The sequence below is a fragment of the Rathayibacter sp. PhB152 genome, from assembly GCF_003751395.1.
Classification (GTDB): Bacteria; Actinomycetota; Actinomycetes; order Actinomycetales; family Microbacteriaceae; genus Rathayibacter; species Rathayibacter festucae.
Genome location: NZ_RJUT01000004.1, coordinates 123,807 through 143,793 on the forward strand (window position 1 = coordinate 123,807; position 19,987 = coordinate 143,793).

The window sequence follows — 19,987 nt, forward strand, 5'->3', positions numbered from 1 at the left end:
CTACCGGCGCTTCCCGACTGTGTATCCACTCAGGGTAACGATCCGCACGTCGGTTCTCAGCGGGTCACTACACTCGATGTGGCCGCCGCTCCAGGGCGGACCCGCGGCGCAGCGGCGCCGGAGGCTAGCGGAAGGCGGTTCGCGTGCACGCGATCGGTATCGACATCGGCGGCACGAAGATCGCGGGAGCCCTGGTCGACGAGTTCGGCGGCATCGTCCGCGAGGACCGCCAGCCGACGCCCGCCGGTCACCCCGAGCTCATCGTCGACGTCGTCGTGGAGATGGTGGCGCGCCTGCGCGAGGGCCTCCCCGCGGGCGACGTCTCCGCTGTCGGCGTCGCCGCGGCCGGCTTCATCGACGCCTCGCAGTCGATCGTCTACTACGCCCCCAACATCAACTGGCGCAACGAGCCCTTCCGCGAGAAGCTCTCGGCGCGGATCGACCTGCCGATCATCATTGAGAACGACGCCAACGCGGCCGGCTGGGCCGAGTTCCGCTACGGCGCCGGCCGACTGGTGAGCGACATGCTGATGCTGACGATCGGCACCGGCGTCGGCGGCGCGATCGTCATCAACGACCGGCTCCTGCGCGGTGGCTTCGGCGCGGCGGCGGAGATCGGCCACATGCGGGTCGTCCCCGGCGGCCTGCCCTGCGGTTGCGGTGCTCGCGGCTGCATCGAGCAGTACGGCTCCGGCCGCGCACTGCAGCGCTTCGCCGCCGAGCTCGCCGACGCCGGCGGGATCGGCCAGGGCATCGCCGACGCGCGTGCGAGGAACGGCGGCGAGCTCGACGGCGGCGTCATCGCCGAGCTGATCAGCGCCGGTGACCTGGGCGCCCTCGCGGCTCTCCGCCAGCTCGGCCACTGGCTCGGCGAGGCGGCGGCGAGCCTCAGCGCGGTCCTCGACCCGCAGATGTTCGTGATCGGCGGGGGAGTGGCGCAGGCCGGCGACCTCCTGCTCGACCCGATCCGCCAGGCCTACCTCGACAACCTGCCCGCCCGGGGGTACCACCCCGAGCCCGAGTTCCGCATCGCGGAGCTCGTCAACGACGCGGGGGTCGTCGGCGCCGCCGACCTCGCCCGCCTGCACGCGAGCTCGCTGTGACCCCGGTCGCGGACCGCTGAGGAGCACCCCTTGTTCTACTGGTTCATGAAGCACATCGTCGCGGGGCCCCTGCTCAAGACGATCTTCCGGCCCTGGGTGGTCGGCGCCGACCGCGTCCCGGCCACCGGCGGCGTCATCCTGGCGAGCAACCACCTCTCCTTCATCGACTCGGTGTTCCTCCCGCTGGTGATCGAGCGCAACATGGTCTTCCTCGCCAAGAGCGACTACTTCACCGGCAAGGGGCTGAAGGGCTGGGCGACGAAGCTCTTCTTCACCGCCACCGGCATGCTGCCGATCGACCGCTCCGGCGGCAAGGCGTCCGAGGCCTCGCTGAACACGGGGCTCCGCGTCCTCGCCGGCGGTGAGGCGCTCGGCATCTATCCCGAGGGAACCCGCAGCCCCGACGGGCGGATGTACCGCGGCCGCACCGGCGTCGCGCGGATGGTCCTCGAGGCGCGGGTGCCCGTCGTCCCGGTGGCGATGATCGACACCGCACGGATCATGCCGATCGGCAGCCGGCTCCCGAAGCTCGGGCGGATCGGCATCGTCTTCGGCGAGCCGCTGGACTTCAGCCGCTTCGAGGGCATGGAGGGCGACCGCTTCATCCTCCGCTCGATCACCGACGAGATCATGTACGAGCTGCTGGCACTGAGCGGCCAGGAGTATCTCGACGTCTACGCGACCTCGGTCAAGGAGAAGCGCGCGGCCCTGCTGCGCTGAACCTCACGACTCGGCGCACCTCCGCTGAGCGTCCTGCCGAGCCGATAAGCTCGTCAACCGTCGCCGTCCGACCGGGCGGCGATCACTGCGCGCGCCGCGCGCCCGTCAGAACCAGGAACCCTCGTGGTCATCGATCCGAACGAACCGTACGTCCTCGCCGCCCCCTCCGTGGTCGCCGGCCTGGACTACTGGCGTGAGCTCGAGGTCAAGCAGCAGCCGAACTGGCCGGACGCCGCCGCGGTCGCCGCCGCGTCCGCCGAGGTCGCGGCGCTGCCCCCGCTCGTCTTCGCAGGCGAGGTCGACCAGCTGCGCGAGCGCCTGGGCGCCGCCGCCCGTGGCGAGGCCTTCCTGCTGCAGGGCGGCGACTGCGCCGAGACCTTCGCCGGAGCGACCGCGGACCAGATCCGCAACCGCGTGAAGACCGTGCTCCAGATGGCCGTCGTCCTCACCTACGGCGCGAGCATGCCCGTCATCAAGATGGGCCGCATGGCGGGCCAGTTCGCCAAGCCCCGCTCGAGCGACCTCGAGACCCGCGGCGACGTGACGCTGCCCGCCTACCGCGGCGACATCGTCAACGGCTACGACTTCACCCCGGAGTCGCGGACCGCCGACCCGCGCCGCATCGTGCAGGGCTACCACACGGCCGCCTCGACACTGAACCTCATCCGCGCCTTCACTCAGGGCGGCTTCGCCGACCTGCGGCTCGTGCACTACTGGAACAAGGGCTTCACCGAGAACCCGCAGAACCAGCGCTACGAGCAGCTCGCCCGCGAGATCGACCGCGCGGTGAAGTTCATGGTGGCCTGCGGCGCGGACTTCGAGGGCATGAAGCGCACGGAGTTCTACACCGGCCACGAGGGCCTGCTGATGGACTACGAGCGCCCGATGACGCGGATCGACTCGCGCACCGGCACGCCGTACAACACCTCCAGCCACTTCATCTGGATCGGCGAGCGCACCCGCGAGCTCGACGGCGCGCACGTCGACTTCCTCTCGCGCGTCCGCAACCCGATCGGCGTGAAGCTCGGCCCGTCGACGACGCCCGAGACGATGCTCGAGCTGATCGACAAGCTCGACCCGGACCGCGAGCCCGGCCGCCTCACCTTCATCACCCGGATGGGCGCCGGCAAGATCCGCGACGCCCTGCCGCCGCTGCTCGAGGCGGTCAAGGCGAGCGACGCTCTGCCGCTCTGGGTCACCGACCCGATGCACGGCAACGGCCTGACGACGCCCACCGGCTACAAGACCCGTCGCTTCGACGACGTGGTCGACGAGGTCAAGGGCTTCTTCGAGGCGCACCGCGCTGCGGGCACGCACCCGGGCGGCATCCACGTCGAGCTCACCGGCGACGACGTCACCGAGTGCCTCGGCGGGTCGGAGCACATCGACGAGGCCACTCTCGCGACGCGTTACGAGTCGGTCTGCGACCCGCGCCTCAACCACATGCAGTCGCTCGAGCTGGCCTTCCTCGTGGCCGAGGAGCTGCGCGAGCGCTGAGCCGGCCGCTGCCCGCCGGCGGGCCCTCGCTGCTGATCGAGGAGCCCGCTGGGCGGGCTCGTCATGCTGATCGAGCAGCCCGCTGGGCGGGCCCGTCATGCTGATCGAGGAGCCCGCTGAGCGGGCGTCCACATGCTGATCGAGTAGCCCGCGGAGCGGGCGTATCGAGATCCACCGCGGTCAGGTTGGTTGGTCTCGATACGCCCCTGCGGGGCTGCTCGACCAGCATGCATTCGCGGCATGCCGACTCGGCATGCCGATACGGCGTACCGACTCGGCCGCAGTGCTCCGCGGTCAGATCGTGATCGTGATCGAGAGCTGGATCGTGGTGCCGCGCTGCACGAGGGCGCCCTCCTTGTCGGACTGGTTGGTCACCTTCGTCACCTCGTCCGGCACCTGGTCGATCAGCGGGGTCGTCAGGCCGTAGCTCCACTTCAGGTCGACGGCGCTGAGCGCGGCCTTCGCCTGGTCGCGCGTCATCCCGACGACGTTCGGGACGGCGACGGGCTGCGGGCCCTTTGAGACGACGACGGAGACCGTGTCGCCGGTGGTCGCGGGCGCCTCCGGGTTGATCTGGGTGAGGACGACGCCGGCGGCGACCGTGTCGCTCCAGTCCTCGCGCTCGCGGTCGAGGGCGAGCCCGGCGTCCTTCGCCGCGGCGGTCGCCTCGTCGACAGTCAGCCCGACGACGTTGGGGATCGCCCCGAGGCTGACCGTCATCGCGATCGTGCTCGTCTCGGACATCGTCGTGGGCAGCTCGCCGCCGTCGGGCAGCGCCGCCGAGACGACGACGCCCGCGGGGACGTCGGCGTCGAAGATCCGCGTCACGTCGCCCACGGTGAACGGCGCGGCCTGGATCGCGGCCGTCGCCTCCTCCTCGGAGACACCGGCCAGTGCGGGCACCTCGATCTGCCGCGGGCCGCTGGAGACGACCAGCGTCACGACCTCGCCCTTGTGCAGCCCCTGACCGCTGGGCGGGTCGGTGCTGAGCACCGTGCCGGCGGGCACGGTCAGGTCGTTCGCCTGCTGTGGCGAGACCTCGAAGCCCTGGCTCACCAGCGCGGCCGTCGCCTCGTCCTGCGAGCGGCTCACCACGTCCGGCACGTTCACGATCGCGCCCGGGCCCTCGCCGTACCACCACGCGGTCCCGCCGCCGATGAGGGCGAGCAGCAGCACGATCACCGTGAGCAGCACGCCTCGGCGACGCCGCGTGCGGCGCTTCGTCGCGAGCCGCGCGACCGCGTCGTCGTCGTCGCTCTGCTCGAGCTCCGCCGGCGAGCCCTCGATCACCGAGGTGTGCCCGGTCACCGCCTCGTCGAACAGCAGCGCGGTCGCGGGCTCCGCCACCGGAAGGGGGGTGACGGCCTGGGTGTCCGCGCCGCGGCGGTCGGTCGGAGTGATGCCCATCAGACGCTCGGCCTCGAGCAGCTGCGCCAGCATCACGCCGGCGTCCCGCGGGCGCATGTCCGGGTCGCGCTCCGTCGCCCAGAGCACGAGCTCGTCGAGCGAGGTCGGCACCGAGGGCACCTTCGCGCTGGGGTAGGGGACCGAGTCGTTCGCGTGCTGGTAGGCGATCTGCATCGGCTGCTCGCCCGTGAAGGGCTGCTCGCCGGTGAGCATCTCGTAGATCATGATGCCGATGGCGTAGATGTCGCTGCGGGTGTCGGCGGTGCCGCGGGTGACCAGCTCGGGGGAGAGGTACGCGATCGTGCCGAGCAGCGCCTGACCCGACGCGGTGTTCGCGCTCGCCGCCCGGGCGAGGCCGAAGTCGCCGATCTTGATCCGGCCGTCGTCGGCGAGCAGCACGTTCTCGGGCTTGAGGTCGCGGTGCAGGATCCCGGCCCGGTGCGCGGCCGCGAGGCCGGACAGCACCGAGTGCATGATGTCGACGACCTGCTGGGCCGTCAGCCGCCCGCGCTCCTTGAGCAGGTCGCGCAGGGTGATGCCGGGGAGGTACTCCATCACCAGATAGGCCATGTCGGAGTCCTGGCCCTGGTCGAAGACGCTGACCACGTTCGGGTGGGCCAGGCGCGCGGCGGAGCGCGCCTCCTGGACGAAGCGGTTCTTGAACGTCGCGTCGTCGGAGAGGTGCCCGTGCATCACCTTGATGGCGACCCGGCGCTCGAGGCGCTGGTCGTGCGCCAGATAGACGGTGGCCATGCCGCCCCGCGCGATGCGGGAGCGCACCTCGTACCGGCCGTCGACGAGACGGCCGAGGAGAGGGTCGAGCTGGCTGGTGGTCACGCGACGAGTCTAGGCAAGACCCTCCGGACAACCGGCGTGCAACGCGGAGGCGGCTCGTGGCACTCTTGACGGGTGACCGACTCGTCCGCTGCCTCCGCCTCCCCGTCCGCTCCCGAGATCGAGTGGCTGACCGTGCCCGACCTGGTCGAGGTCACCGGTCTCGGCGTCAGCCGGGTGCGCCGGCTCCTGGAGGAGCGCCACCTGCTCGGCACCCGCCGCGACGGCAAGCTCGTCGTCCCCTCCGTCTTCCTCCGCAACGGCGAGCCGCTCAGCGAGATCCGCGGCACGGCGATCCTGCTGTCGGACCAGGGCTTCTCGGACGACGAGGCGATCGACTGGCTGCTCTCGGACGAGGACAGCCTCGGCACCAGCCCGGTGCAGGCGCTGCTCGCCGGCCGCAAGGCCGAGGTGCGCCGGGTCGCCCAGGCGCTCGCCTGAGCCGAGCCGGCGCGCAGCCGGTTCGGCACTGAGCCGGTCCGGTCCGAGTCGTCCTACGCCGTCCGCGCGGTGACCCGGTCGGCGAGCTCGCGGAGCTCCGCGACGCCCTCCTCGCGCAGGGGCGCGTCCGGCAGCACGGCCAGCGCGGCCTCGACGTCGCGGGCGATGCGCTCCTCGAGCCGGTCGAGCGCCCCGGAGCCCGCCACGATCTCCTGAGTGCGGGCGATGTCGTCGGCGCTCGCGTCCGCACGACCCACCACGGCGTCGAGCTCGTCGCGCTCGCCGGCCGAGGCGGCCGCGCGGGCGAGGCCGAGCAGCACGGTCCGCTTGCCCTCGCGGAGGTCGTCGCCGGCGGGCTTCCCGGTCACGGCCGGATCGCCGAACACGCCCAGCACGTCGTCGCGCAGCTGGAAGGCGATGCCGAGCGGCAGGCCGAAGCGGCGCAGGGCGTCGATCTGAGCGTCGTCGCCGCCGCCGAGTGAGCCGCCGATGGTCAGCGGCGCCTCGATGCTGTACTTCGCGCTCTTGAAGACGACCACGCGCTCCGAGCGCTCGAGGTGCTCGTGCTCGGGGTGCCGCACCCAGGCGCTCTCCTCGAGGATGTCGAGGTACTGGCCCAGGGTCACCTCCGTGCGCATCAGGTTGAACTCCGCCCGGGCCCGCGCCGCGGCGGTGCGGTCCTCGAGCGCCCACTCGGCGTCCGCGAAGATCTCGTCGGACCAGACCAGCAGCAGATCGCCGAGGAGGATCGCGGAGGAGCGGCCGAACTCGTCCGCGTCGCCCGACCAGCCGCCGCCCGCGTGCAGCGACGCGAAGCGGCGGTGCGCCGAGGGGGCGCCCCGGCGGGTGTCGGAGTTGTCGATCACGTCGTCGTGGACCAGGGCCGCGGCGTGGAACAGCTCCAGGCTCGCGCCGACCCGGGCGATCGGATCCGAGGCGCTCCGGTGCGCGTCGCTCGGGACCGCGGAGACCGCCGTCCAGCCCGCCTCGCAGAAGCGCGCCCGGAAGCGCTTGCCCCCGCTGAGAAAGTCCCGCGAAAGGTCGCCGAGGGCGGAGACGTCCTCTCCGATGGAGCGCAGAATTGGCGTGCGCCCGGTGAGGAATTCATCGATTCGGAACTGGACGCGATCGACCAGACGAGTGCTGTGGTTCACCCGACCAGCCTATGCACCGATGGCGCCTGGCGCCTCGGCGGGCCGCGGTCTACACTGAAGCGCCACCAGCCCGGTCGAGCAGACCGCCCGCCCACCCTCGGTGCCGTCCCCGCCGGGTCGACGCCACACCCTGAAGGGGTCCCGATGCCGCTTTCGGAACACGAGCAACGGCTCCTCGACGAGATGGAGCGCAATCTCTATCAGAACGACGCCGACTTCGTCGCGGCGGTCAGCAAGGGCCGGGGCGGCACCAACTACCGCGCGCTCGTGCTCGGCATCCTCCTCGCCATCGTCGGCCTGGGAGTCCTCGTCGCCGGCGTGATCGTCCGTCAGCCCCTCGTGGGCGTCGCCGGCTTCGCGCTGATGCTGGCCGGCGTGGTCGTCGCGATGCGCCCCGCGCCCGGCGGCTCCACCACCTCCGGAATCCCCGAGGCGGGTCGGCCCTCGAAGCCGCGCTCCGCGAGTGGACGCCAGGGGTCCAACTTCATGGACCGTCTGAACGACCGGTGGGACAACCGCGGCGACGGCCGCTCCTAGCGCTCCACGGCGCGGGTCCTCCACCCCGCACCACCCACAGGGTCGATCCTCACGGATCGGCCCTTTTTTCGTGCCCGGACGCTCCCTGGGATTGCGATTCCCCTCCACTGTGCTCCACCGCTGCTGATCCGCTGAACGACGCGGATCGACGGCCTCACTGCGGCGCGTCGCGGCGCTCGGAGGGGTTGTGGGTGGGGGGAAGTGGAGTACTGTGGGGCCCACGCCAACCTTGGCCGGAGAGAAGTGGGGGCAGTCCGTTGTTCCTCGGCACTCACTCCCCCAAGCTCGACGAGAAGGGCCGCGTCATCCTTCCCGCCAAGTTCCGCGACGAGCTCTCCTCCGGAGTCGTCGTCACGCGCGGCCAGGAGCGGTGCCTCTACGTCTTCAGCCAGCGCGAGTTCGAGGCGATGCACGAGAAGATCCGCCAGGCGCCGGTCACCAGCAAGCAGGCCCGCGACTTCCTTCGCGTGTTCCTCTCCGGCGCCAGCGCCGAGACACCGGACAAGCAGAACCGCATCACCCTCCCGGCGCCGCTGCGCGCCTACGCCGGTCTCGACCGCGACCTCACCGTCATCGGTGCGGGCAATCGCGCCGAGATCTGGGCCCAGGACGCCTGGGACAGCTACCTCACCGAGCAGGAGTCCGTGTTCTCCGACACCGAGGAGGAGGTGATCCCCGGACTGTTCTAGCTCCTGCCGCGCGACTCCCAGCCACTCGGCGCCCGGACGCACCTTCCCCGGTGTCCGGTCGTGAGCTGGATGGGGATCGGACGGCAGGAACAGGACGGCGGGACCGCCATGACAGAGAGCACCGAGAGCACCCCTGCGCACCGCGCGGACGTGAGCGCGGACGACGCGACCAGCGCCGACGCCGCACGCCCCGGCGTGCGCCCGACCGAGGAGCGGCACCTCCCAGTGCTCCTCGAGCGCTGCGTCGAGCTGCTCGCTCCGGCGCTCGAGCGCGACGGCGCCGTGCTCGTCGACGCGACGCTCGGCATGGGCGGTCACTCGCTCGCGCTGCTGGAGCGCTTCCCGCGCCTCCACCTCGTCGGCCTCGACCGCGACCGGGAGGCCCTCGAGCTGGCGGGTGCCCGGCTCGCCGCGCACTCCGCGCGGATCGACCTCGTGCACGCCGTCTACGACGAGCTGCCCGACGTCCTCGACGAGCTCGGCATCGACACGATCGACGGCGCCCTCTTCGACCTCGGCGTCTCCTCGCTGCAGCTCGACGAGACCGAGCGCGGCTTCTCCTACTCCAAGGACGCCCCGCTGGACATGCGGATGGACGCGTCGGCGCCGCTCACCGCGGCGAGCATCCTCGCGGACTACGACGAGATCGCGCTCCGGCGGATCTTCCACGAGTACGGCGAGGAGCGGCTCGCAGCGCGCTACGCCAAGAAGATCGTCGAGGCCCGAGCGTCGGCGCCGATCGTGCGCTCCGGCCGGCTCGTCGAGATCATCCAGGCGGCGACCCCGGTCGCGATCCAGCGCAACGGGCACCCGGCCAAGCGCGTCTTCCAGGCGCTGCGCATCGAGGTCAACCAGGAGCTCTCCGTGCTCGAGCGGGCGATCCCCGCCGCACTCGGCCGGATCGCCGTCGGCGGGCGCCTCGTCGTCGAGGCGTACCAGTCGCTCGAGGACCGCATCGTCAAGCGCGCCCTGCAGGCCGCCTCCTCCTCCACGGCGCCGGTCGGCCTGCCGATGGAGCTGCCCGAGCACCGACCCGAGTTCCGGCTCGTCATCCGCGGCGCCGAGCTCGCCTCGGACGACGAGAAGGCCGCCAACCCCCGAGCAACACCCGTGCGACTGCGCGCGGCCGAGAGGATCAGGAGCACCGCATGAGCGCGACCGCCGTCATCGACCCCGTCATCGACCGCAGCACTGGACGACCGGCGCAGCCCGCCGAGCCGGCCCAGCGACCCCGCATCGAGGCGGTCCCCGCTCCGGTGCGCCAGGCCCGGCCGAAGCTCGTCTACGGGATCGTCGCCGTCGCGGGGCTGTTCGCGATCATCGTGATCCAGCTCCTGGTCAGCGTCGGCCTCTCCGAGGGCGCGTACCAGATCGCGACGCTGCAGGGCGAGCAGAAGACGCTCACCCGCGGCAACGCGGAGAAGCAGGACGCGGTCGACACCCTCAGCTCGCCGCAGAATCTCGCGACCGCCGCGCAGGGCCTGGGCATGGTCGCGAACACCGCGCCCGTCTACCTCCGCCTCTCCGACGGTGCCGTGCTGGGCGATCCCGCCACCGCCGCCGCGAGCGAGGTCGGCACCGCCGCGACCGCCTCCGCCGTGCCGAACGCGCTGATCGCACCGCCGGCCGCCGCGGCCGCACCGGGCTCCGCCACGGCGGTCGCACCGCTGCAGGGCGAGCTGCCCGCCCCGATCACGCACTGACTCCGCCCGAGCACGCACTGAGCCGCTCCGACCACGCACCGAAGGGCCCCTAGCGCCGTGAGACATCACCGTTCGAGCAGGCGACGCACCGCCGTCACCTTCCTCGTCATCGCCGCCGTCGTCGGACTGTTCATCGGCAAGCTGGTCGACATCCAGGTCGTCCGCGCCAACGAGCTGACCGACGAGGCGGCGCAGAACCAGTCGAACAGCGTCATCACCTACGGCACCCGCGGCTCGATCGTCGACCGCTCCGGCACGGTGCTCGCCGACGCCACGACCCGGTACCGGCTGACGACCTCGCCGAAGAACGTCGCGGAGTTCCTGCGCGAGATGCCCGACGGCCAGGAGGTGATGGTCAGCGTCGAGCAGGCCGCCTCCGAGATCGGCGCCATCACCGGGCAGACGGTCCCGCAGATCGTCACGGCCGTGGGCGACGCGGTCGCGAAGGACCCGAAGGCGAACTACCTGATCCTCTCCGAGGGCCTCGACCTCGAGGCGTACCAGAAGCTCGTCGCCCTCGACATCCCGTGGACCTACTTCGAGACGCAGCAGGGACGGACGTACCCGAACGGCGCGGTCGCCGGCAACCTGATCGGCTACGTGGGCGGCGACGGCGCCGCGCAGGAGGGCATGGAGTACGCCGAGAACGCCTGCCTCGCCGGGGCCAACGGCTCCGAGAGCTACGAGCGCAGCGCCGACTACGTCCGCATCCCCGGCAGCACCGTGGCGGAGACCCCCGCGGTCGACGGCGGGACGCTCGAGCTGACCATCGACGCCGACCTGCAGTACTACTCGCAGCAGGTGCTCGCGCAGCGGGTCGCCGAGGTCGGCGGCAGCTACGGCATCGTCGTGGTGCAGGAGGTCAAGACCGGCAAGCTCCTGACCGTCGCCGAGACGCCGACCGTCGACCCGAACAACGTCGCCGCCAGCGCGCCCGACGACCGCAGCTCGCGGGCGTTCCGCGCTCCGTTCGAGCCGGGATCGACCTTCAAGCCGATGACCGCGGCGATGCTGATCGATCAGGGTCTCGCGAGCCCGACGAGCCAGGTCGTCGTCCCGGACACCTTCGAGAAGGACGGCGCCTCCTTCAGCGACGACTTCGCGCACACGCCCACGAACTACACGCTGACCGGGATCCTCAAGGACTCCTCGAACGTCGGCATCGCGATGATGGGCTCCAAGCTCTCCGCCTCGCAGCGCTACGACTACCTGAAGAAGTTCGGCCTCGGCGCCTCGACCGCCGTGGGCTTCCCCGGCGAGTCCGGCGGCCTCCTCGCCGACTCCGACGACTGGGACAACCAGACCAACTACACGACCATGTTCGGCCAGGGTGTCTCGGCGACCGCGGTCCAGGTGGCGAGCATCTACCAGACCCTCGGCAACGGCGGGGTGCGCCTGCCCGCGCAGCTGGTCGAGGGCTGCACCACGCCCGACGGCTCCGTGATCGACGTGCCCGACAGCACCGGGACCCCGGTGGTCTCCGCCGGTGCCGCGAAGGACGTCGTGGACATGCTGCAGACCCACTACAACGAGGGCTGGCTGGCGAACGACATCCACGTCGACGGCTACAACATCGCCACCAAGACCGGCACGGCGCAGCAGCCGGACGGCAACGGCGGCTACTCGAAGAGCTACACCGTCTCGCTGGCCGGCCTCGCGCCCGCGGAGGACCCGGAGTACGTCGTGACGGTCACCATCGCCGATCCGGTTAAGATGAACACGTCCCAGGCGACGGCCCCCGTGTTCCAGCAGGTCATGACCCAGGTGCTCAAGACCAACCGGGTGGAGCCGTCCACGGTCCCGCCGGTCGAGTACCCCACCACGTGGTGACCGCCCTCCCCGGGACCAGACGCAGCAGACCAGAGACAGCACCGGCGCGAGAGACAGCACGGGCACGAGAGACAGCACCAGCAGGAGAGAGAGGGCGGGCATTGCACGACACTCGCCCGCAGTCCTCCCTCCGGCCCGAGCACCCGGCGCCCCGCGCGCTCGCGCGGCTCGTCGCCGAGTTCTCGCTCGGGCCCGTCCGCGGGATCGACGGCGTCGAGGTCAGCGGGGTCACCCTCGACTCGCGCTGCGTCCAGCCGGGCGACCTCTACGTCGGCGTCGCCGGCCGGGCCGCGCACGGCGCCGCCTTCGCGACCGGTGCCGCCGCCGCGGGTGCGGTCGCGGTGCTGACCGATCCCGAGGGCGCCGAGCTGGCCGCCGGCAGCGGCCTCCCCGTGCTGGTCACGCCCGACCCCCGCGCCGCCCTCGGCGACGTCGCGGCCTGGATCCACCGCACCCGCGAGGACGCGCCGACGCTGTTCGGCGTGACCGGGACCAACGGCAAGACGAGCGTGGTCTACCTGCTCGACGCGCTGCTGCGCCGCCTCGGCGTCGTCTCCGGTCTCAGCTCGACCGCCGAGCGCCGCATCGGCGACGTGGCGGTCGTCAGCTCGCTGACCACTCCGGAGGCGAGCGAGCTGCACGCGCTGCTCGCCCGGATGCGCGAGTCCGCGGTCCGCGCGGTCTCCATCGAGGTCTCCGCGCAGGCGCTCAGCCGCCACCGCATCGACGGCCTCGTCTTCGACGTCGTCGGCTTCACCAACCTGACGCACGACCACCTCGACGACTACACCGACATGGCGCACTACTTCGAGGCGAAGGCCGACCTGTTCGGTCCGGACCGCGCGCGCCGCGGCGTGGTGACCGTCGACAGCAGCTGGGGCCGCGAGCTCGTCGAGCGCAGCCGCATCCCCGTGACGACGCTCGCCAGCTCGCCCGTCGTCGGAGTCGCTCCGAGCACGCCGGCCGACTGGTCGATGACCGTCGTCGAGGGCACCGCCGACGGCACGACCTTCCGCCTCGAAGGGCCCGAGAACCGCTCCGTCGTCGTGAGCATCCCGCTGATCGGCTGGTACATGGCGGCGAACGCGGCGCTCGCGATCGTCATGCTCGTCGAGTCCGGGTTCGACCTCGAGGCGATCGCGCACACCCTCGAGGAGGGCGTGCTCGACGTCTACATCCCCGGTCGCGCCGAGCGCGTCTCCGGCGACCGCGGCCCCCGCGTCTACGTCGACTACGGCCACACCCCGGACGCGTTCTCGAACGCGCTCGAGGCGCTGCGGGCGCTGACGCCCGGCCGGCTGATCATGGTCTTCGGCGCCGACGGCGACCGCGACACCACGAAGCGCGCGGACATGGGGCGCATCGCCGCCGAGCTGTCCGACGTCGTGATCGTGACCGACTTCCACCCGCGCTGGGAGGACCCGGCGGCGATCCGCGCCGTCCTCCTCGCCGCGGCGACCGAGGCCGCGCCCGGCCGGGAGATCCACGAGATCCCCGACCCGCGGGCCGCCGTGCGGGCGGCCGTCGCCCTCGCGGACGAGGGCGATGCGATCCTCTACGCCGGACCCGGCCACGAGGACTATCAGGAGATTGCAGGAGTGCACATGCCGTATTCGGCCAGAGACGACGTCCGGCAGGCCCTGCGCGAGGCGGGCTGGCTCTAGATGATCGCCCTGACCCTCACCGAGATCGCCGCGTCCGTCTCCGGCCGGCTTCACCTCGCCGGCTCCTCCGCGAACGCGAGCACCGTCGTCGACGGCGCGACCGAGACCGACTCCCGCGAGATCGCGCCCGGCGGGATCTTCGTCGCCAAGCGCGGCGAGCACACCGACGGCCACCTCTTCGCTCCGGTCGCCGTCGAGCGCGGCGCCGCCCTGCTGATCGTCGAGCGGCCGCTCGACCTCGACGTGCCGCAGGTGCTCGTCGACGACTCCGTCGAGGCGCTGGGCGCCCTGGCGACCGAGGTCGTCCGGCGCGTGCGCGCGCTCGGGAACCTCACCGTCCTCGCGGTCACCGGCTCCAACGGCAAGACGACCACCAAGAACCTCCTCCGCACGATCCTCGAGCGCGAGGGCGAGACCGTCGCCCCGCAGGGCTCGTTCAACAACGAGGTCGGCGCGCCGATCACGATGCTGAAGGTGTCGCCCTCGACGCGCTTCCTGGTGGCCGAGATGGGCGCGAGCGCCGTCGGCGAGATCCGCCGCCTCGTCCGGATGGCGAAGCCCGACGTCGGGATCGTCCTCGCGGTCGGCCTCGCTCACGCCGGCGAGTTCGGCGGCATCGAGCGCACGCTCGAGGCGAAGACCGAGATGGTCGCCGACCTGACGGCCGACGACGTCGCGGTGCTGAACGCCGACGACGGCCGCGTCGCCTCGATGCAGGCGAGGACCGCCGCCCGGGTGCTGTGGTTCGGCCACGGCGAGCAGGCCGACGTCCGCGCCGTCGACATCGAGCCGACGGCCGAGGGCACCCGCTTCACCGTCGAGATCAGCGCCGGGGAGGGCCGCGAGGCCGCCCGCGCCGAGCTCTTCCTCCGCGTCCTCGGCGAGCACCACGTGATGAACGCGCTGGCGGCCACCGCGGCCGCGCTCTCCGTCGGCGTCCCGCTCGACGCGATCGTCGACGCGCTCGGCACCGTCACGCTCGCCGAGCGCTGGCGCATGCAGGTGCTCGGCGGCGCCGACGTCACGGTCGTCAACGACGCGTACAACGCCAGCCCCGACTCCACCGCCGCCGCCCTGCGGACCCTCGCCCAGATCGCGAAGCCGGAGGGGCGCACCGTCGCGGTCCTCGGCGAGATGAGCGAGCTGGGGGAGTGGGCCGACGAGGAGCACGACCGCGTGGGCCTGCTCGCCGTCCGGCTCAACATCGCGCAGATCGTGGTGGTCGGCGCGAAGGCGCGACGGATCCACGTCGCCGCCGAGCGCGAGGGCTCCTGGAGCGGCGAGTCCGTCTTCGTCGAGACCGCCGACGAGGCCTACGACCTGCTCGACGGCTATCTTCGGAGCGGCGACACCGTCCTGGTGAAGTCGTCCAACTCCGCCGGGCTGCGATTCCTGGGCGACCGACTGGGAGAGCGCCACCGATGAGAGCACTCCTTCTGGCCGGAGCCTTCTCCGGCGCCTTCACGCTGCTGCTGACGCCCCTGTTCATCCGGCTGTTCCACCGCCTGCAGTGGGGCCAGTTCATCCGCGAGGACGGACCGAAGTCGCACCACGTCAAGCACGGCACGGCGACGATGGGCGGCATCGTCATCATCATCGCCACCGTGGCGGGCTACTTCCTCGGCTCGCTCTTCGGCAACCGGGCGCTCGCGCCGTCGGCGCTGCTGGTGCTCTTCATGATGGTCGGGCTCGGCTTCGTCGGCTTCATCGACGACTTCCTGAAGACCCGCAACCAGCGCAGCCTCGGGCTCGGCGGCTGGGCGAAGATCGCCGGGCAGATCATCGTCGCGGCGGCCTTCGCGGTCATCGCGATCATGGTCCGCGACTCCAACGGACTGACGCCGGCCTCGACGTCGATCTCGTTCATCCGCGACCTGCCGTTCGACTTCGCGACGCTCGGCTGGATCGGCATCGGGCTGTTCGTGCTCTGGATCTGCGTGATCGTGACCAGCACGTCCAACGGCGTCAACGTCGCGGACGGCCTCGACGGCCTCGCGACCGGCTCCTCGATCCTCGCGATCGGCTCCTACGTCATCATCGGCTTCTGGCAGTCCAACCAGTGGTGCTTCGATGCGCAGCTCAACCCCGAGGTGGCCGACAAGTGCTACCAGGTGAGCGATCCGTTCGACCTCGCGATCATCGCCGCGGCGATCTCCGGCGCGCTCGTGGGCTTCCTCTGGTGGAACACCTCGCCCGCTCAGATCTTCATGGGCGACACCGGCTCGCTGGGCCTCGGCGGCGCGCTCGCGGCCCTCGCGATCCTCACCCGCACCGAGCTGCTCGTCATCCTGATCGGCGGCCTGTTCGTCATCGTCACCGGCTCGGTGATCGTGCAGCGGATCTACTTCAAGCTCACCCGGGGCAAGCGCATCTTCCTGATGAGCCCGCTCCATCACCACTTCGAGCTCAAGGGCTGGGCCGAGATCACGGTGGTGGTCCGCTTCTGGATCATCGCCGGCATCTTCGTCGCGGCCGGTGTCGGGCTCTTCTACCTCGAATGGCTCTCCCTGGCATGACCGATCCCGCCTCGTCCGCCCGCCCCGAGTCGCTGACCAGCTGGCACGCGGACTGGCGCGGTCTCCGCGTCGCCGTGCTCGGCCTCGGCGTCACCGGCTTCTCCGTCGCCGACACGCTGACCGAGCTGGGCGCCGAGGTGCTCGTCCTGGCCGACCGCGCCGACCAGGAGCGCGAGCGCCTGCTCGAGGTGATCGGAGCGCGCCTGCACCGCGCCGACCGGCTCGACCGCGTTCCGGAGGAGCTGGCGTCGTTCGCCCCCGAGCTCGTCGTCGTCTCGCCCGGCTTCGCGCCGACGCATCCGATCGTCGAGTGGGCGGGGGAGTCGGGCATCACGCTCTGGGGCGACGTCGAGCTCGCCTGGCGCGTGCGCGACAAGGTCGTCCGCGCCGACGGCAGCCCGGCCGACTGGGTGCTGGTCACCGGCACGAACGGCAAGACGACGACCGTGCAGCTCACCGCGACGATGCTCGTCGCCGGCGGACTGCGGGCCGCCCCCTGCGGCAACATCGGCATCCCGGTGCTCGACGCGGTCCGCGACCCGCAGGGCTTCGACGTGCTGGTCGTCGAGCTGTCGAGCTACCAGCTGCACTACCTCGGCCGGATCGAGCCGCTCGCGAGCACCTGCCTGAACATCGCCGACGACCATCTCGACTGGCACGGCTCGTTCGAGGCCTACCGCGCCGCGAAGGCGAAGGTCTACGCGAACACCCGGGTCGCCTGCGTCTACAACCGCGCCGACGCCGCCACCGAGCAGATGGTGGTCGACGCCGAGGTGATCGAGGGCGCGCGCGCCATCGGCTTCGGCCTCGGGGTCCCTGGGCCGAGCGACTTCGGCGTCGTCGACGGCATCCTCTGCGACCGCGCCTTCCTCGAGGACCGCGCGACGAGCGCGATCGAGATCACGACCGTCGACGAGCTCGCCGCCCGAGGCCTCGCCGCCCCGCACATCGTGCAGAACGTGCTGGCGGCCGCAGCGCTCTCGCGGGCCTGCGGCATCGAGCCCGCAGCCGTCCGCCGCGCCCTCGCGACCTTCGAGCTCGACGCGCACCGCATCCAGGTGGTCGCGGAGAGCTCCGGCGTGGTCTGGGTGAACGACTCCAAGGCCACCAACCCGCACGCCGCCGACGCCTCGCTCCGGGCCTACCCGTCCGTCGTCTGGCTCGTCGGCGGGCTGCTGAAGGGCGTCGACATCGACGCTCTCGTGGGCGCCCACGTCGGCCGCCTGCGCGGCGCCGTGGTCATCGGCGCGGACCGCGCGGAGGTCCTCGAGGCATTCCGGCGACACGCGCCCGCCCTCCCCGTGACCGAGGTGGTCCCGGATGACACTGGGGCGGTGATGCAGGCGGCCGTCGAGGCCGCCGCGGTGCTCGCCCGCACGGGCGACGTCGTCCTGCTCGCACCCGCCGCGGCGTCGATGGACCAGTTCCGCGACTACGCGGAGCGGGGCCGCTTCTTCGCGGCCGCCGTGGCGACGTATCTGGGAGGGGGAGCCGATGACCGCTCCGACGACGAACCGCAGCCCGGGCCGCTCGCGCACTGACCGCTCGCGCGCCGAGGCGACCGAGGGCGAGCAGCACAAGGAGCGCGGCGGACTGCGCACCGCGCGGATCGTGCTCGCCCGCGTCCTCGCCTCGGGGTCGCCGAACTTCTTCCTGCTCTTCGGCACGACGCTCTTCCTCGTGCTCTTCGGGCTGACGATGGTGCTCTCCTCCTCGTCGGTCACCTCCTACGTCCGGAGCGACGACTCCTTCGGCGGCTTCTTCCGCCAGGGCGGCTTCGCCCTGCTCGGCGTGCCGCTGATGCTCGTGGTGTCGCGCGTGCCGATCCGCTTCTGGAAGAAGGCCACACCCCTCCTGCTCGGGGCCGGCTGTGTCCTGCAGCTGCTCGTGCTGTTCTCGCCGCTGGGCTGGGAGGTCGGCGGCAACCGCAACTGGCTGCGGATCGGCGGCTTCACGATGCAGCCGTCCGAGATCATCAAGCTCGCGCTCGCGCTCTGGCTCGGCCTGCTGCTCGCCCGCCGCTACCGCGGCCCCAAGGACTGGAAGGACGCGCTGATGCCCGTCCTGATCGTCGCGGGCGGCTCGATCGGCCTCGTCCTCGGCGGCGGCGACCTCGGCACCGTCCTGATCCTCGCCGGGATCGTGCTGGCCGCGCTCTTCTACGCGAACGTGCAGATGAAGGTGCTGATCCCGATCGTGCTCGTCGGCGCGGTCGGCGCCGTGCTCTTCGCGGTCTCGAGCGAGAACCGGCTGACCCGGATCATGTCCTTCCTCGGCGACTGCTCGGGCTCGGAGCAGTACGAGACCTCCTGCTGGCAGCCCGTGCACGGCACCTGGGCGATGGCCTCCGGCGGCATCTTCGGCGTCGGCCTCGGCAACTCCAAGGCCAAGTGGTCCTGGCTGCCAGCGGCCGACAACGACTACATCTTCGCCATCATCGGCGAGGAGCTCGGCCTGATCGGGGCGATCGTGGTCCTCGCGCTCTTCGTCGTCCTCGCGATCGCGTTCTTCCGCATCATCCACGCGTCCACCGACCCGTTCGTCCGCATCACCACGGGCGCGGTCATGGTCTGGCTGATCGGCCAGGCGTTCGTCAACATCGGGGTGGTGCTCGGGGTGCTGCCGGTGCTCGGAGTGCCGCTGCCGCTGATCTCCTCCGGAGGCACCGCCCTGCTCAGCTCGCTCCTCGCCATCGGCGTCGTGCTCTCCTTCGCCCGCCACCAGACCTCGCCGAGCGACGGCGCCGCCGCGCGCGCCGCCAAGAAGGCCGCCGCCCGATGACCCGCTTCCTGCTCGCCGGCGGCGGCACCGCCGGCCACGTCAATCCGCTGCTCGCCACGGCCGACGAGATCCGCGCGCGCCACCCGGAGGACGAGGTCCTCGTCCTCGGCACCGCCGAGGGGCTCGAGGCCCGACTGGTACCGCTCCGCGGCTACGAGCTGTCGGTGATCCCGCGCCTGCCGTTCCCGCGTCGCCCGAACGGCGCCGCGCTGCGCTTCCCTTCCGCTTTCCGCGCGACGATCGACGGCATCGTCCGCACCCTCCGCGAGCGCCGGATCGATGCGGTCGTCGGCTTCGGCGGCTACGCGGCCGCGCCCGCCTACCTCGCGGCCCGGCGCGCCGGGATCCCGTTCGTGGTGCACGAGGCCAATGCCCGGCCGGGTCTCGCCAACCGGCTCGGCGCCCGCTTCACTCCGTACGTCGGCGTCGCCTTCGAGGGGACGCCGCTGCGGAACGCGCAGGTCGTCGGCATGCCGCTGCGCCGCGAGATCGCGCAGCTGGACCGCGCGGCCGTGCGCGACGAGGCGATGGTCGCCTTCGGTCTCGATCCCGCGCGCCGCACCCTGCTCGTCACCGGCGGCTCGCTCGGCGCCCGGCGGATCAACGCGACCGTGCACGCGAGTGCCTCCGCGCTCGTCGCGACCGGGTTCCAGGTGCTGCACATCACCGGCGACCGCGCCGAGATCACCGACCCCGGCGTCGCGGGGTACCACCTGCTGGCGTACTGCGACCGGATGGACTTCGCTCTCGCCGCCGCGGACGTCGCGGTCTCCCGCGCCGGAGCGGCCACCGTGAGCGAGCTCAGCGCGCTCGGCCTGCCCGCGGTGTACGTGCCCTACCCGGTCGGCAACGGCGAGCAGCGCTTCAACGCCCGCGGTGTCGTCGATGCCGGCGGCGCGGTCCTCGTCGAGGACGCGGCGTTCACCCCGGCGTGGGTCGCGAGCGACCTGGTGCCGCTCCTGCACGACGCTCCACGCCTGGCCGAGATGGGCCGCCGTGCCGCGTCCGTCGGCGTGCGCGACGGCTCCGGCCGGCTGGTCGACCTCATCGGGTCCGGTCTCCGTCCGCACTGATCGCTCCGCGGTTAAACTGATCCCTTCGCCCGGCCTGC

At 71.9% G+C, this 19,987-nt stretch carries 17 protein-coding genes; 15 read left to right on the forward strand and 2 right to left on the reverse strand.

Annotation, left to right across the window (positions count from 1 at the left end; translation table 11 throughout):
- The first annotated feature begins 143 nt into the window (after positions 1 to 143).
- The 3 genes from EDF36_RS10535 (at position 144) to EDF36_RS10545 (ending at position 3,320) form a co-directional block, all read left to right on the forward strand.
- Complete coding sequence (locus tag EDF36_RS10535) at positions 144 to 1,103, forward strand: ROK family glucokinase (protein WP_123446125.1); 960 nt, start codon at positions 144 to 146, stop codon at positions 1,101 to 1,103.
- Between the two features lie 30 nt (positions 1,104 to 1,133).
- Positions 1,134 to 1,823, forward strand: coding sequence for a 1-acyl-sn-glycerol-3-phosphate acyltransferase (locus tag EDF36_RS10540; RefSeq protein WP_123446126.1), 690 nt, complete (start codon positions 1,134 to 1,136; stop codon positions 1,821 to 1,823).
- 168 nt (positions 1,824 to 1,991) lie between these two features.
- Positions 1,992 to 3,320, forward strand: a complete 1,329-nt coding sequence (locus EDF36_RS10545; RefSeq protein WP_123704894.1) for a class II 3-deoxy-7-phosphoheptulonate synthase — start codon at positions 1,992 to 1,994, stop codon at positions 3,318 to 3,320.
- 294 nt (positions 3,321 to 3,614) lie between these two features.
- On the opposite strand, the gene pknB is transcribed toward EDF36_RS10545, so the two are convergent.
- Positions 3,615 to 5,564, reverse strand: a complete 1,950-nt coding sequence (gene pknB, locus EDF36_RS10550; protein WP_123732988.1) for a Stk1 family PASTA domain-containing Ser/Thr kinase — start codon at positions 5,562 to 5,564, stop codon at positions 3,615 to 3,617.
- Between the two features lie 72 nt (positions 5,565 to 5,636).
- Here pknB and EDF36_RS10555 point away from each other — a divergent pair, with 72 nt between their 5' ends.
- Complete coding sequence (locus EDF36_RS10555; RefSeq protein ID WP_260300674.1) at positions 5,637 to 6,002, forward strand: Rv2175c family DNA-binding protein; 366 nt, start codon at positions 5,637 to 5,639, stop codon at positions 6,000 to 6,002.
- Between the two features lie 53 nt (positions 6,003 to 6,055).
- On the opposite strand, the gene EDF36_RS10560 is transcribed toward EDF36_RS10555, so the two are convergent.
- The gene (locus EDF36_RS10560; protein ID WP_123732989.1) at positions 6,056 to 7,156 is read right to left on the reverse strand and encodes a polyprenyl synthetase family protein; all 1,101 of its coding nucleotides are present in this window, start codon (positions 7,154 to 7,156) and stop codon (positions 6,056 to 6,058) included.
- 144 nt (positions 7,157 to 7,300) lie between these two features.
- Here EDF36_RS10560 and EDF36_RS10565 point away from each other — a divergent pair, with 144 nt between their 5' ends.
- The 11 genes from EDF36_RS10565 (at position 7,301) to EDF36_RS10615 (ending at position 19,949) form a co-directional block, all read left to right on the forward strand.
- Complete coding sequence (locus EDF36_RS10565) at positions 7,301 to 7,693, forward strand: DUF3040 domain-containing protein (RefSeq protein ID WP_123704544.1); 393 nt, start codon at positions 7,301 to 7,303, stop codon at positions 7,691 to 7,693.
- A gap of 257 nt (positions 7,694 to 7,950) precedes the next feature.
- Complete coding sequence (gene mraZ, locus EDF36_RS10570) at positions 7,951 to 8,382, forward strand: division/cell wall cluster transcriptional repressor MraZ (protein ID WP_123446130.1); 432 nt, start codon at positions 7,951 to 7,953, stop codon at positions 8,380 to 8,382.
- Positions 8,383 to 8,490: 108 nt separating this feature from the next.
- Complete coding sequence (gene rsmH, locus EDF36_RS10575; protein WP_123732990.1) at positions 8,491 to 9,534, forward strand: 16S rRNA (cytosine(1402)-N(4))-methyltransferase RsmH; 1,044 nt, start codon at positions 8,491 to 8,493, stop codon at positions 9,532 to 9,534.
- Positions 9,531 to 10,085 (forward strand): hypothetical protein, encoded by a 555-nt coding sequence (locus EDF36_RS10580; protein ID WP_123732991.1) that lies wholly within the window; start codon positions 9,531 to 9,533, stop codon positions 10,083 to 10,085. Before rsmH ends, EDF36_RS10580 begins: the two co-directional genes overlap by 4 nt.
- Positions 10,086 to 10,142: 57 nt before the next feature.
- Positions 10,143 to 11,915 (forward strand): penicillin-binding protein 2, encoded by a 1,773-nt coding sequence (locus EDF36_RS10585; RefSeq protein WP_260300675.1) that lies wholly within the window; start codon positions 10,143 to 10,145, stop codon positions 11,913 to 11,915.
- Positions 11,916 to 12,016: 101 nt separating this feature from the next.
- On the forward strand, positions 12,017 to 13,579 hold the full coding sequence (locus tag EDF36_RS10590) for a Mur ligase family protein (RefSeq protein WP_123732992.1): 1,563 nt from the start codon (positions 12,017 to 12,019) through the stop codon (positions 13,577 to 13,579).
- Positions 13,580 to 15,004, forward strand: coding sequence for a UDP-N-acetylmuramoyl-tripeptide--D-alanyl-D-alanine ligase (gene murF, locus EDF36_RS10595; protein ID WP_123732993.1), 1,425 nt, complete (start codon positions 13,580 to 13,582; stop codon positions 15,002 to 15,004). It abuts the gene before it with no gap.
- Positions 15,001 to 16,095, forward strand: a complete 1,095-nt coding sequence (gene mraY / locus EDF36_RS10600; protein ID WP_123732994.1) for a phospho-N-acetylmuramoyl-pentapeptide-transferase — start codon at positions 15,001 to 15,003, stop codon at positions 16,093 to 16,095. The genes murF and mraY overlap by 4 nt, the downstream gene beginning before the upstream one ends.
- Entirely contained in the window at positions 16,092 to 17,636 is a 1,545-nt protein-coding gene (gene murD / locus EDF36_RS10605; RefSeq protein ID WP_123732995.1) for a UDP-N-acetylmuramoyl-L-alanine--D-glutamate ligase, read from the forward strand. The genes mraY and murD overlap by 4 nt, the downstream gene beginning before the upstream one ends.
- A complete protein-coding gene (gene ftsW / locus EDF36_RS10610; RefSeq protein ID WP_123732996.1) occupies positions 17,590 to 18,876 on the forward strand; it encodes a putative lipid II flippase FtsW in 1,287 nt (428 codons plus the stop codon). Before murD ends, ftsW begins: the two co-directional genes overlap by 47 nt.
- Positions 18,873 to 19,949 carry a glycosyltransferase gene (locus EDF36_RS10615; RefSeq protein WP_123732997.1) on the forward strand — a complete coding sequence of 359 codons (1,077 nt, stop codon included), beginning with the start codon at positions 18,873 to 18,875 and terminating at the stop codon, positions 19,947 to 19,949. The genes ftsW and EDF36_RS10615 overlap by 4 nt, the downstream gene beginning before the upstream one ends.
- The last annotated feature ends 38 nt before the right edge of the window (positions 19,950 to 19,987 follow it).